Source organism: Rhodanobacter sp. C03 (assembly GCF_002001175.1).
Classification (GTDB): Bacteria; Pseudomonadota; Gammaproteobacteria; order Xanthomonadales; family Rhodanobacteraceae; genus Rhodanobacter.
Map to the genome: position 1 here is coordinate 142,940 of NZ_MUNT01000010.1, position 12,445 is coordinate 155,384.

Sequence of the window (12,445 nt, forward strand, 5' to 3'; positions counted from 1 at the left end):
TGTTGTTTTCTATATCCCCGGTCGCTGTATCCGGTTTTACTTCTTGGTGTTGCTGTCGGTTGCCGCCAGCAACTTTTTCTGGAAGGCCACGTTGACCGGATAGGCGATCTGCTCGTGCTGCAACATGGTCAGCAGCTCTGCATCGCGATAGCCGCTATTCCACAGTCGCTGGATCACGGGCTGTGCTTCGGCCTCTCTGCCAAGTGCCAGCAAGGCCTCGACCTGCAATGCCAGCAGGCGTGGATCGCTACGACCACTTTTCACTGTTTTCATCGCGTCGAGTGCATCGTTGCGCAGCTGCCGGGCGGTTTGTGCGTCGTTGGTCATTGCGGCAAGCAACAGCTTCGCATCGATGGCTGCCAGCAGGGTGGCGCGATCATCGGGCTGCTTGGAGCGCAGCGGGACGAGTATCGTCAGCGCGGTCTGCACCTTCACGTGTGCCGCATCGGTCTGGTCGGAGGCATGCGACTGCTCGGCCTGTTCGAGCTGCACTTCGGCGAATTCGCGCTGCCAGTCGGTGTTGGCCGGGTCCTGTTTTGTCAAGGCAAGGAAGATGGACAATGATTGCGCGGTCAGCGCGCGAGCCGCAGGCAGAACACCGTTCAGGCGTTGCAGCCGGCCCGACTGTGAGGCATACAGCGCAAGATCTTCCTGAAATACGGTGTTTTTCGGATCGACCTTTGTCAATTGTGTGGCAAGGTCGACCGCTTCCTGAAGATCGCGCATGCCCGTTTTGATGTCGCCCGTCAGGGCCAGCGTGCGTCCCAGAATGCCGCGAACGGTAAGCATGTTCTCGCGTTGGCTGTTGTTTTGGGGATCGCGTGCGGAAAGCGCGGTTTCTATCGTGTCATCGGCGGTGTATTCGGCGACAGCCGTCGCAAGGTCGCCGCGCATCAATGCCACCTTGCCGAGATTGTTGTGCGCCGCGCCCAATTGCGCTTCCCACTGGGTTTGTTCGGGCCCGGTCCCGACCAGCTTCCGGCAGAGCGTCAGCATGTTTCCATACTGGATGGTGGCTTCGTCCAATAACCCGCGTGCCTCGAGAACATGGCCGATATTGTTGTCGATCATCGTCAATTGGTACTGCAACTGCGGAGTATTGAAAGTAGGCAAGTCGGTATGCTGCAGAACCTTCTGTGCGGATTCGAAGTTCTGCTGCGCCGCGCGGAGCTGACCTTGGTACCAGTAGGTCTCGCCTATGTATGCCCAGATTTCCGCCGCCGAAAATTGCCGCGATGAATCCGTCGGCATGGCGTCGGCTAGCGGGGTGGCGAGCTTCAGTGCTGCCTGAAAGGACTCCAATGCGGCGGGCAGATGACCCTGCTCCATGCGCACGATGCCGATCTTTTTCAGTGCCTTGGCGCGTTGCGCCAGCGCGGCGTCGGTGACATCGGTCGTCGGCAGCGACTGGAAGTAGTTCATCGCCTGGTTGTCGACGGTCTCCATGATGTCCAGCCGCGATACCTGTTGCAGCTTGTCGTTGAGGTCGCCGAGCATGAAACCGACCAGGTCCTCGGCCTGTTTCTGCCGGCGCTCGGCGGCTTGGCTGGCGACCACCGCGGCATGCCGGGCGATCAGCGCGGCAATCGCCAGCGCGGTGGTCACCGTCATCACGATCAGCGCCAGCGTTGCCAGCACAGCCATGCGCCGGGTGCGTCGTTGCAGCTCACGCTGTTTCAACGCATCGAAGCCCAGATCCAGCATGCCGGCGATCAGCTTCAGCTTGGCGTTGGTCTTGCCGTCCTTGCCCGTGCGGGCGTCGGCGGCGATCGGTTCGGTGTGCTCGGTGGTGGGTTGGCCGTCCCTGTCCAGCCGGAAGCGCAGCGCTGGCGCGAAGCATTCCTCGGCTTCACGACCGGGCATGTCACTGGCGTTGGGTTCGCCGTCGACGATCAGGCAGAAGATGCGATCGGCGTGCCCCATGCGCCTGAATGCCAGCACTTCTGCATTGACCCACGGCGAGCTCGCCGAACGTGGCGAGCAGATCACGATCAGGTTCGCCGATTGCGCCAGCGCCTCATTGACCTTGCGGCCGAGGTCGGTGGCGCTGGCCAGTTCGTCGCGGTCGCGGAAGATCGGGGTGAGACGCGCGGGAACGGCGCCGGCTGCGGTGGTCTGGCCAACCAGCCGTTTCGGGATCGCGTAGGTTTCCAGCCCCTTGTGCAGCCAGCCGGCCCAGGACTTGTCCTGGTGGCTGTAGCTGATGAAGGCGCGGTACCGGAAAACCGGCATCACGGAGGCTGGCGTCATGACGCACTGCACTCCCGCACGAAGTTGCGCATTCCCTTGCCGGGAAGTCCCCATCCAGTCGGTCGCAGCTCAGGCGCCGGCCCATCGTGGTGCCCGGACAGTGCCTGCGACTTTATGACAATAACGCAAAATGTGATGTACATCACATTTTTTCTCAAATCGACAGGCTCTAGGCTACGGTTCGAGGGTCAGCGTGTGCTGGTCCAGCCCGGGCAGCAGCGGCGTGGGCCGCCCCTTGACCCAGTCCGCGTGGCCCGCGCCGAAGTAAGGCGACAGCGGGTTGTCGCTCTGGCCGCCGGGCATCTCCAGAATGCCCTGTGCCTCGTGGCCCGGCGCCACATCGAAGCGTTCGGAGGCGCCAAAGTCGGGGGCGGCGACGCGCGGCATGTTGTTGTCGCCGGGCAATGGCTGTTCGGGCATGTCGATCAAACGACCGAGCCAGTGAGGCAGTGCGGCGGACAGCGGGTGGTTGATCTCGCTGCGGTTGCGTTCGCCCCAGCTGCGTGCGGCTAGGCCACCGGGTTGCTGGCCGAGTTCGCGGGTGACCTTGCGCGCGGCATCGATGAGCAGGGCATGCCAGTCGTGGTACTTCGGGTCGAGCAGTTGCGCTGGCTGGGCCTGGAGCAGCGCCCACACCGCCGCTTCGGCACTGTTCTCGCCGGGCCAGCTGAAGTCGCTGAAGCGGTGCTTCACCTGTGCCACGAACGGCGCCAGCGCGGCCTGACTGACCTCGGTGCGGAACGCACGCACGAGCCGGTAGTCGACACTGTCGACGGCGGCGCGGCCCTGCCAGTTAGCGCTGAGCTGGCGCAGCTGCTGCAGCGCCGGATCCTGGCTGTCGGCCAGTGTCTGCAGCAACAGTTGCTGCCAGCGAGCCAGCAGCAAGGCGCGGTTGTCCAGCTGGATATCGAGCAGGTCGGCGGGAGTGAAGCCGGCGCGTGCGTGGAGGTCGTCGCGGATCTGCTGCGCGCGTGCGCCGAGGTCGTGACCACCATTGCCGAGCAGGGCCAGTTCGTCACCGCCGACGGTACGGTTGTTGGCCGTCCACAGGCGATCCTCGGCGGGATGCGCGATGCGCGGGTACTGCGCGAGCGTGGCCCAGCCCTGCCAGCCGCTGCCGGGTCGGGACCAGTCGGAGGGCAGCAGCGGATCGATGTTGGCGCGCAGCGGGATGCTGTTGCCGGCGATCGTCCAGCCGATCTGTCCGCTGCTGTCGGCGACCAGCAGGTTCTGCGGCGGCATGCCGAGCCGGGGTGCCAGGTTCAGCGCGCTGGACACATCGGGCTGGTGTTCCAGCTGCATCAGCTCGACGTTGTAGCCGCGCGGCTGGGCGCCGATCCACGCCAGCGCCAGCGGGGTGCCGTCGACATCCTTGCCCATGATCGGACCCCAGCGGGTGTCCTCGACCTTGAGGATGCTGTCGGGCCTGCCCTTGACCTGGATGTGTTCGTCGTGAGTCTCGATACTGGCCCAACCTTCCGGCACCTTGTAGCGGCCGGGGTTGGCCGGATCGCGGAGCACACGTACCCAGTCCAGCCAGTCGCCGTAGCTGTTGGTGAAGCCCCAGGCGATCTGGCCGTTGGAGCCGGCGATGATCGCCGGCGTGCCAGGCAGGCTGACGCCGTTGACGTCGCGCTGCCCGTGCGGCGCGCCGGGGTCGGGATAGCGCAGGCGCGTGCGGAACCATATGTTCGGCACGCGCAGGCCCAGGTGCATGTCGTTGGCGAGGATGGCCGCGCCGCTGCCAGTGAGAGTGCCGGCGACCGCGAAGCTGTTGCTGCCGGGGCGCGGCGCATCGAGGGCTGGCGCCAGCGCGGCGGTCAGGCTGATGGATGATCCGGTCGGGGCGACGTGGCGCAGATCGAACACGTCGGCGCCGGGAATCACCGGCGAAGGCGACAACGGCCCGCTCAGCGGCGCCTCCCAGTCGGGATCGGGTGCCAGCAGGAAATCCACTAGCGGGCCGGGCAACACTGCGCGCATCTGCGCGATGCTCAGTTCGCGTTCGTTGAGGCCATCGCTGTTCAGATCAAGATACATCGCGGCGATCACCAGCGCGCTGTCCTCCGAGCGCCACGGCTGCGGCTGGCTGCCGAGCAGCAGGTACTCCCACGGCCGCACGCGCAGGTCAGCGAGACCGGCGTTGACGCCATCGCGGTAGCGGTCGAGCTGGAGCTTGTCCGCTGTCGACATCTGCGCGTAGGCGGCCTCGACGACCGCGCGCAGGCGATGGCGACGATGGTTGAGATCCATCTTGAGCGCGGCCGGACCGACCAGCGCGGACAGCTCGCCGGCCGCCGAGCGACGCATCAGATCCATCTCGAAGTAGCGTTCCTGCGCATGCACGTAGCCGAGTGCGTAGCTGAGGTCGGTACGGCTTTTCCCTTCGAAGGTGACCGTGCCGAGTGCGTCGCGGCTGATGCTGATGGGTGCCGAGAGACTCGCTATCCGGCGTACGCCGTCGAGCTGGGCGCGGCTCCCGGCGAGCAGGTACCAGCCGGTAGCGAAGGCGGCGAGCAGCAGAACCAGCAAGGTGACCAGCAGGGCGCGCAGGATGCGCCAGCGCCGTGCCCCCTTGAGGTGTGTCATCACGGCTTGGCAAACACCGCGAAGATGCCGGCGTAGGGCTTGACCATGAAGGCCGGCGCACCGGCGTAGCCGTCGCCATCGACATACAGCTGCGAGATGCTGCCATCCAGGTACAACGCGTCGCGACAGCCCAGCTGGTCGCGGAACAGCCGTCCGAAGGTATGGAAATTCACCGGCGCCTCGCTCACCGCGAAGATCACTTCGCTGGGAGTTTTCACGCACACACCGCTGCGCCATTTCAGGCTGGCCGAGTCATCCACGAATTGTTCGTTGAGCTTGCCGTCGATCAGCAGCATCGGGCCGGACTGGGTCGCCCATTGCACAGGCTTGCCGTCAGCCTTGAACGCGGCGCTGGTGCGTATCGCGGCATGACCGTCCGGATACACGGCGAACACGCCGTTCGGCAGCAGCGAGAAATTGCCGGAAGCAGGATTGCCGTGCGACAGGTTCAGCGGCACCACGGTCTTGCCGTTTTCCACATACAGGCCGAGCGGCGCGAACTGCTTGTCATAGATTCCCGCATTGGTGGCAAACAGCAGTCGCTGACCGTGGGCGTTGCCCCACTGACGCAGGGCCTCGATGTTGCCGTACGGCTGGCTGCTCTGCGGATCGCGCCAGTGCAGGCTCAGCGGTTCACGCTTGAGATCCAGATGCACGACGCGGTAGTTCTGGCCCTCGAATGCCAGCTCGCTGCTGTCCAGTGCCTGTGCCGTCGAGGTGCAGCCGGACAGCTGGATCAGCAACGCCAGCGCCAGCAGCCAGAGCAGGGATCGATGGGCACGGAGACGTTGGGGCGATGCAGGGACGAGAGCAGGCATTTGCCGATGGTCGCCGGCCAGCGGTAGCTGCGCAAGCCCTCGTCGGATGTTCGGGCAACGGTCCGGCGTGGATCGACGACTGCCGCTAAACTTGGTTTTTTGTCGCGGGCTCCATCCATGCCGTACACCCCGATCACGGCCACGCTCGGTTATGTGCTGTCGCCCGATCGCAGCGAAGTGCTGATGATCCACCGCAACGCGCGCCCGGACGACCAGCACCTGGGCAAGTACAACGGCCTGGGCGGCAAGATGGAACCGGGCGAGGACATCGCCACCTGCATGCGACGCGAGATTCTCGAGGAAGCTGGCATCAGCTGCGAGTCGATGCAGTTGCGTGGCACGTTGAACTGGCCCGGTTTCGGCAAGCACGGCGAGGACTGGCTCGGCTTCATCTTCGTGATCGACCGCTACACCGGGACGCCATTGACGGCCAATGCCGAGGGCACGCTGGAGTGGGTGCCGCGAGACAAGCTGATGGAGCTGCCGATGTGGGAAGGCGATCGCCACTTCCTGCCACTGGTGTTCGATGCCGATCCGCGTCCGTTCCACGGCGTGATGCCGTATCGCGACGGCCGGATGCAGTCGTGGTCGTATACGCGGCTGTAATGGTTTTGTTTTTTGTGGGAGCGGCTTCAGCCGCGATGCTCTGCGCCACGCGTGAAAAACATCGCGGCTGAAGCCGCTCCCACAGAATCGAGGGGGTTACGGCACATCGGCCAGCCATGCTGCGCTGGCGAACTTGCTCTGTGCCAAGGCCTCGGCATCGGCCAGCTCATTCGCGCGCAAGCTGTCATCGCTGAGACCGTGCAGGCGCCGGAATGTGGCGATCATCCGCGCGATCACCGCTTCGCGCGGCAGGCCCGTCTGACTGCGCAGCGGATCGACCCGCTTGGCGGCGCTGGTGGTGCCCTTGTCGGACAGTTTCTCGCGTCCGATGCGCAGCACTTCCAGCATCTTCGCAGCGTCGATGTCGTAGGCCATCGTCACGTGATGCAGCACTGCGCCGCCGCGATGCGCCTGTGCGGCGCCGGCGATCTTGCCGCCCGCGGAGGTGATGTCGTTGAGCGGCTGATACCACGCCTTGATACCCAGTTCGCCGAGCGCCTCGATTACCCAGGCGTCCATGAATGCGTAGGATTCCTGGAACGACAGTCCCTTGATCAGCGACAGTGGCGCATAGATCGAATAGGTGATCGTGTTGCCCGGCTCGATGAACATCGCACCGCCACCGCTGACCCGCCGCACCACCTCGATGCCGTGGCGCTGTGCCGCTGCCGCATCGACTTCGTTGCGCAGCGACTGGAAGCGGCCGATCACCACCGCTGGCGCGGCCCATTCCCAGATGCGCAGCGTCGGTGTGCGTCGACCGGTACCGACTTCGTGAGTGAGCACGTCGTCCAGCGCCATGTGCAGCGTGGGTGATTGCGGAACGGTGTGGATCAGTTGCCAATCGTGGTCGCGCCAATCGGTACGCATCATGCGTCGGGACCCTGGTGCAGGGCGCGGCGCACGGCGACCGCGATCGCCTCTGGCGACACGCCGTACATCATCACTTCGGATGAAATCGCGGTCTGCACCGCGGTGGTTAGCATAGCCTCATCGGCATCCGCCGGCTGGCCGGTCAGCGCGGCATTGATCGTGTGTAGGGCGCTGTCCGGCTCCAGGAAGAAGTCACCGCTCAGCTGCACATTCGCGAGGCGATCGTCGTGCAGATCGAGGTCGATCACCACCAGCTTGCCGCCAGGCATCTTGTACTCACCGTGCATTGATCGCTTCCCTACCTGGTCAAGATGAACGGCGGGCTGGACAAGCCGGGCTTCCAGAACGCCATGCGGTGCCCTAGGTCAGAAGCCGTGACCACCGTGGAAATTCCCCTGGCCGACGCTGACCGAAAAGCCGATGCCGCCGCTGGGGTGCTCGCAATCGCCAAGCGCCTTGGTGACGCTGACCTCGCCGGTCTGGTAGCTCCCACTGACGTGATTGCCGGCAACCACGCCCATGCCTACGCTGCCATGCATCTGCGGGTCGTTGTACTTGGAATCATCGCAGGCGCGTGCGTTGGCGGTTCGGTCATCGCTCATGTGGCCACTGGTATCGCCGTAATACACGCCGGGCGCGGGCTTGGCTGCGGCGGTCGGGCTGGAACCGGAGCTTGCCGGCTGGGCGGCGGTCGAGCTGGCGGCCGGCACGTCGCCCGGTGGCAGCTTGAGGTTCAGCGGCTTGCTGGCCGTTTGTGCCGCCACCGAACTGACCAGCAGGGTGCCTGCCAGGGCAAGGATCAAACGTTTCATGTTCATGACGTGCTCCGGAGATATGACGTGTTCAACGCACGATGCTGGGTTGGCGTGCACATCCCTATTTGAAACACCGGGCAGCAGGAAGTTCCTGCCGCCGCTTCATCAAGCCGTTGTCTCGATCCGCTCCACCCGGCGCAGACCGCGTGGCAACAGGCCACCACGCGTGGCGCGGTTGCCACCGTACTCGACCAAGTCTGACCATTTCAGGGTGAGTTTACGCTGACCGGCGTACAGGGTGACTTCGCCCTTGCCCTCGCTGACCACGGCGATGCCGGCCACGCGCTCGTCGCCACTGGCGAGTTTCGCCTTCGGCACCTCGATCAGCTTGTTGCCCTTGCCCTTGTCCAGTTCCGGCAGCTCGGCGACCGAGAACATCAGCAGATGGCCTTCGGTGGTGACCACCACGATGCGGTCGCGCGCCGGATCGGCGCTGAGCTGCGGCGCAAGGACATGCGCGCCATCGCTGAGGCTGATGATCTGCTTGCCGGCCTTGTTGCGCCCGGTGAGCGCCTCGAAGCGGGTGACGAAACCGTAGCCGAAATCGGTGGCGAGGATCAGCCGGGTGTCGTTGTCGCCGGCGATCACCGCGTCGAAGCTGGCGCCCGCCACTGGACTGAAGCGGCCAGTCAGTGGCTCGCCGTTGCCGCGCGCCGAGGGCAGGGTGTGCGCCGGGGTGGAGTAGCTGCGACCGGTGGAATCGATGAACGCCACCTGCTGGGTGGTGCGTGCCTTCACCGCGGCGAGCAGGCCGTCGCCCTCGCGATAGTTCAGGCCTTCGGCGTCGATGTCGTGGCCCTTCGCCGCGCGCGCCCAACCTTTCTGGCTTAGCACCACGGTGACCGGTTCACTGACGACCAGCGCGCTCTCGTCCAGTGCCTGTGCTGCATCGCGCTGCACCAGCGGCGAGCGGCGGTCGTCACCGAACTTGGCGGCGTCGGCGCGCAACTCGTCCTTGATCAGGCTCTTCAGCTTGGCCGGCGATTTCAGCAGCACGCTGATCTTCGCGCGCTCCTCTTCGAGCTGGTCGCGCTCGGCATTGATCTTCATCTCTTCCAGCCGCGCCAGCTGGCGCAGCCGGGTTTCCAGGATGTAGTCGGCCTGTTCCTCGCTGAGCTTGAAGCGGGCGATCAGGACGGGCTTGGGCTCGTCCTCGCTGCGCACGATGCGGATCACCTCATCGAGGTTCAGGTAAGCGATGCGCAGCGCTTCGAGCAGGTGCAGGCGACGCTCGACCTTGGCCAGCCGGTGCTCCAGTCGTCGGGTGACCGTGCTGGTACGGAATGCTAGCCACTCGCTGAGGATGCGCTTGAGATCCTTCACCTGTGGCCGGCCGTCCAGGCCGATCATGTTGAGGTTGACGCGGAAGCTCTTTTCCAGGTCCGTGGTGGCGAACAGGTGCTGCATCGTCTCGTCGGCATCGACGCGGTTCGAGCGCGGCACAATCACCAGGCGGATCGGATTCTCGTGGTCGGATTCGTCGCGCAAGTCTTCGATCATTGGCAGTTTCTTCGCGCGCATCTGCGCGGCGATCTGCTCAAGGATCTTCGACGGGCTGACCTGGTGTGGCAGCGCGGTGATCACGATGTTGCCTTCCTCACGCTGGTACACCGCGCGGGCGCGCACCGAACCGCCGCCGCTCTGGTACATCGCCAGCAGGTCGGCGCGCGGAGTGATGATCTCCGCCTCGGTCGGATAATCCGGTCCGCGCACATGCTCGAACAGATCGGCCACGCTGGCGTCCGGATCGTCCAGCAGGCGGATGCAGGCGCTGGCCAGCTCACGCAGGTTGTGCGGCGGGATATCGGTGGCCATGCCGACCGCGATGCCCATCGAGCCGTTCAGCAGCACGTGCGGCACGCGCGCCGGCAGCCAGCTCGGTTCGTCCATGGTGCCGTCGAAGTTCGGCACCCAGTCGACCGTACCCTGGCCGAGCTCGCCCAGCAGCGCCTCGGCGATCGGGCTGAGCTTGGATTCGGTGTAGCGCATCGCGGCGAAGCTCTTCGGGTCGTCCGGCGAGCCGAAGTTGCCCTGGCCATCGACCAGCGGATAGCGGTACGAGAACGGCTGCGCCATCAGCACCATCGCTTCGTAACAGGAGCTGTCGCCGTGCGGATGGAACTTGCCGATCACGTCGCCGATCGTGCGCGCGGATTTCTTCGGTTTCGCGGTGGCGGCCAGCCCCAGCTCGCTCATCGCGTAGATGATGCGCCGCTGCACCGGCTTCAGGCCGTCGCCGACGAAGGGCAGCGCGCGGTCCAGCACCACGTACATCGAGTAGTCGAGATAGGCCCGCTCGGCGTATTCCTTGAGCGGGATCTGTTCGTAATTGGCTTGCAGGTTCATGGGCTTGCATCGATCAGGTAGCGCGCAGGCTGCGCGGATAACCGGACGATGGTGCCAGAAAGCGGGCGCTATGGGCGAACCGCTTCGATGCCCAGCTTTTGCAACTGCGCCTGTACGCTGTCCGGTCCGGCCAGATGCCCGGCGCCGACCGCGATGAAGACGGTGCCCGGTTGCTGCAGCATGCCGGCGATCTTGCCGGCCCAGGTCTGGTTGCGTTGTACCAGCAGGCGTTTATAAAGCGCGGGCGTCTGCTGGCGCACATCTTCGTCCTCGATCCGCGCGATGGTGGCGGTGTCGCCATTCTTCCAGGCACTGATCAGCTTGGTGAGTTCCGCGGGACCCTTGTCGATGTCGTGCAGGGTCGAGCGCAGGAAGCTCAGTTCGACGTCGGGCGGAAGGTCGGCGAGAAAACGGATCTGCTGCTCGGAAGTCTCCAAGCCGTTCACCGGCTTGCCGGCTTGCTGCATCTGTGCCTTCAACAGCTTGTCCACGCCATGCGCGGGATCGAGGCCGGCTTTCAGCAGTGGCGTCACGGCCAGCGTCAGCGCAGCCAACCACGGCCGCATGATCTCAAGGGTCTGCACGCCACCCGGAATGCCCGCAGTCTGCGCGGCCTGTGCCAGGGTGGCATTTTCGGCGGCGCTAAGTTTGTCCGACAGCGGATGAGCGGAGTCCAGGCCGTATTGCAGCACCAGTGCCTGCATGGTCACGGCGTCGTCGTCGGTCAGCTCGATCGTCAGCGAATCGCTGGCGGCGAGCGCCTTGTCCAGCGCCGGGTAGTGCCAGTCGGTGTCGTTCGGCAGCAGGTGAACCGTGCCGAACAGATAGATGGTTGTCTGTGCACTCTTCACGACCCACAACGCCGGTTCGGCGAGTGCCTGAGTGGTCAGCAGCAAGCCGAGCAGCGCAACGGCCGCGCCGCGGCGAACATGGTGCAACAGAGGCATGGGTCTTCCTTGCGGTGAGAGCGGCATTGGCAACGGTGGCACGAAGCAGGTGCGCAGTCGATGGACTCAGCGCGCCACCCGATAGCCGCCAGGCACGCCGTACGGGCTCAGCGTGAGCTGCCACAGCTGGTCGCGGCGGCTGCGGAACACTGCGGCGGAAACCGCCAAGTAGTAGCGCCACATGCGCCGGAAGCGTTCGTCGTAATGCGCCGCCAGTGCGGGCCACGCGGCCTCGATGTTCGCCTGCCAGGCGGTCAGGGTGCGGTCGTAGTCGGTGCCGAAGTTGTGCCAGTCCTCGACCACGAACAGATCTTCCAGCGCGACGGTCACCTGGCTGGCGGCGGGAATCATCGAGTTCGGAAAGATGTACTTCTCGATCCATGGGTCGGTTTGTGCCGGTGCGCTGTTGCTACCGATGCAGTGCAGCAGCGACAGGCCGTCGTCTTTCAGGCAACGGCGCACGCATTCGAAATAGGCGCGGTAGTTCTTGCCGCCGACGTGCTCGAACATCCCGATCGAATACACCGCGTCGAAACGCTCGTTGATGTCGTGGTAGTCCTGCAGGCGGATTTCGATCGGCAGCCCGGCGCAAAGTTCGCGCGCATAGTCGGCCTGCTCCTGCGACACGGTGATGCCGACGCCCTCGATGCCATAGCGTTCGGCGGCATACTTCAGCGCCTCGCCCCAGCCGCAGCCGATGTCGAGCACACGCTGGCCGGTCTGCAGCTGCAACTTGCGGCAGACCAAGTCGAGCTTGGCCGCCTGCGCATCGTCGAGGTTGTCGGCCTTCGCCCAGTAGCCGCAGGAATACACCATCCGCTTGCCGAGCATGGCGTGGAACAGGTCGTTGCCGAGGTCGTAGTGCACCTTGCCGATCTCGAACGCACGCTCGCCGCGCTGCAAGTTGATGAAGCGCGCCTTCAGATGGGCGAGCAGGGTGTCGATGGTTTTCAATTCCTGGTCCAGCCCGGCGGTGAGCAGCCGCGTGCATAGACCTGGCAGGTCGTCGGCATCCCACCAGCCATCCATATAGGCCTCGCCCAGGCCCAGCGAGCCGTGCGCGAACACGCGGGCATACACGCGTTCGTCATGCACGCGCAGGTCGATCGGCGCATCGCCGTCGATATGGATGCCGGCCTGCTCGAGCAGTTCGCTGGCGCGATTCTTCAGATCGTCCTGGCCCATGCCTTGCCTCGCAGTG

General features: G+C 64.9%; 10 protein-coding genes. 1 reads left to right on the forward strand and 9 read right to left on the reverse strand.

Translation table 11 applies throughout. The features are described from left to right. Positions 1–36: 36 nt before the first annotated feature. The 3 genes from B0E48_RS14265 to B0E48_RS14275 all read right to left on the reverse strand — a co-directional run bounded on the left by B0E48_RS14265 (position 37) and on the right by B0E48_RS14275 (position 5,657). Positions 37–2,250 carry a toll/interleukin-1 receptor domain-containing protein gene (locus tag B0E48_RS14265; protein WP_077518814.1) on the reverse strand — a complete coding sequence of 738 codons (2,214 nt, stop codon included), beginning with the start codon at positions 2,248–2,250 and terminating at the stop codon, positions 37–39. A gap of 174 nt (positions 2,251–2,424) precedes the next feature. Then, positions 2,425–4,839: a penicillin acylase family protein gene (locus B0E48_RS14270; protein WP_077518815.1), complete on the reverse strand. Its 2,415-nt coding sequence runs from the start codon at positions 4,837–4,839 to the stop codon at positions 2,425–2,427. Further along, on the reverse strand, positions 4,839–5,657 hold the full coding sequence (locus B0E48_RS14275) for a phosphodiester glycosidase family protein (RefSeq protein WP_077518816.1): 819 nt from the start codon (positions 5,655–5,657) through the stop codon (positions 4,839–4,841). Before B0E48_RS14275 ends, B0E48_RS14270 begins: the two co-directional genes overlap by 1 nt. A gap of 117 nt (positions 5,658–5,774) precedes the next feature. Here B0E48_RS14275 and B0E48_RS14280 point away from each other — a divergent pair, with 117 nt between their 5' ends. After that, complete coding sequence (locus B0E48_RS14280; protein WP_077518817.1) at positions 5,775–6,263, forward strand: 8-oxo-dGTP diphosphatase; 489 nt, start codon at positions 5,775–5,777, stop codon at positions 6,261–6,263. Positions 6,264–6,359: 96 nt separating this feature from the next. Here the strand turns inward: B0E48_RS14280 and B0E48_RS14285 are convergent, their stop codons facing one another. The 6 genes from B0E48_RS14285 to cfa form a co-directional block, all read right to left on the reverse strand. Continuing rightward, a complete protein-coding gene (locus tag B0E48_RS14285) occupies positions 6,360–7,136 on the reverse strand; it encodes a biotin/lipoate A/B protein ligase family protein (RefSeq protein WP_077518818.1) in 777 nt (258 codons plus the stop codon). Beyond that, positions 7,133–7,423: a biotin--protein ligase gene (locus B0E48_RS14290; RefSeq protein WP_077518819.1), complete on the reverse strand. Its 291-nt coding sequence runs from the start codon at positions 7,421–7,423 to the stop codon at positions 7,133–7,135. The genes B0E48_RS14285 and B0E48_RS14290 overlap by 4 nt, the downstream gene beginning before the upstream one ends. Before the next feature lie 78 nt (positions 7,424–7,501). Continuing rightward, positions 7,502–7,954: a hypothetical protein gene (locus B0E48_RS14295; protein WP_077518820.1), complete on the reverse strand. Its 453-nt coding sequence runs from the start codon at positions 7,952–7,954 to the stop codon at positions 7,502–7,504. 102 nt (positions 7,955–8,056) lie between these two features. Then, positions 8,057–10,297 (reverse strand): DNA topoisomerase IV subunit A, encoded by a 2,241-nt coding sequence (gene parC / locus B0E48_RS14300; protein ID WP_077518821.1) that lies wholly within the window; start codon positions 10,295–10,297, stop codon positions 8,057–8,059. Positions 10,298–10,365: 68 nt separating this feature from the next. Next, positions 10,366–11,244: a TraB/GumN family protein gene (locus B0E48_RS14305; protein ID WP_077518822.1), complete on the reverse strand. Its 879-nt coding sequence runs from the start codon at positions 11,242–11,244 to the stop codon at positions 10,366–10,368. A 66-nt stretch (positions 11,245–11,310) separates the two neighbouring features. After that, a complete protein-coding gene (gene cfa, locus B0E48_RS14310) occupies positions 11,311–12,429 on the reverse strand; it encodes a cyclopropane fatty acyl phospholipid synthase (protein ID WP_077518823.1) in 1,119 nt (372 codons plus the stop codon). Between the last annotated feature and the right edge of the window lie 16 nt (positions 12,430–12,445).

Coding starts and splice junctions, on each gene's coding strand:
- B0E48_RS14265 (WP_077518814.1), bottom strand. CDS start 2,250: ATGACGCCAGCCTCCGTGATGCCGGTTTTCCGGTACCGCGCCTTCATC.
- B0E48_RS14270 (WP_077518815.1), bottom strand. CDS start 4,839: ATGACACACCTCAAGGGGGCACGGCGCTGGCGCATCCTGCGCGCCCTG.
- B0E48_RS14275 (WP_077518816.1), bottom strand. CDS start 5,657: ATGCCTGCTCTCGTCCCTGCATCGCCCCAACGTCTCCGTGCCCATCGA.
- B0E48_RS14280 (WP_077518817.1), top strand. CDS start 5,775: ATGCCGTACACCCCGATCACGGCCACGCTCGGTTATGTGCTGTCGCCC.
- B0E48_RS14285 (WP_077518818.1), bottom strand. CDS start 7,136: ATGATGCGTACCGATTGGCGCGACCACGATTGGCAACTGATCCACACC.
- B0E48_RS14290 (WP_077518819.1), bottom strand. CDS start 7,423: ATGCACGGTGAGTACAAGATGCCTGGCGGCAAGCTGGTGGTGATCGAC.
- B0E48_RS14295 (WP_077518820.1), bottom strand. CDS start 7,954: ATGAACATGAAACGTTTGATCCTTGCCCTGGCAGGCACCCTGCTGGTC.
- parC (WP_077518821.1), bottom strand. CDS start 10,297: ATGAACCTGCAAGCCAATTACGAACAGATCCCGCTCAAGGAATACGCC.
- B0E48_RS14305 (WP_077518822.1), bottom strand. CDS start 11,244: ATGCCTCTGTTGCACCATGTTCGCCGCGGCGCGGCCGTTGCGCTGCTC.
- cfa (WP_077518823.1), bottom strand. CDS start 12,429: ATGGGCCAGGACGATCTGAAGAATCGCGCCAGCGAACTGCTCGAGCAG.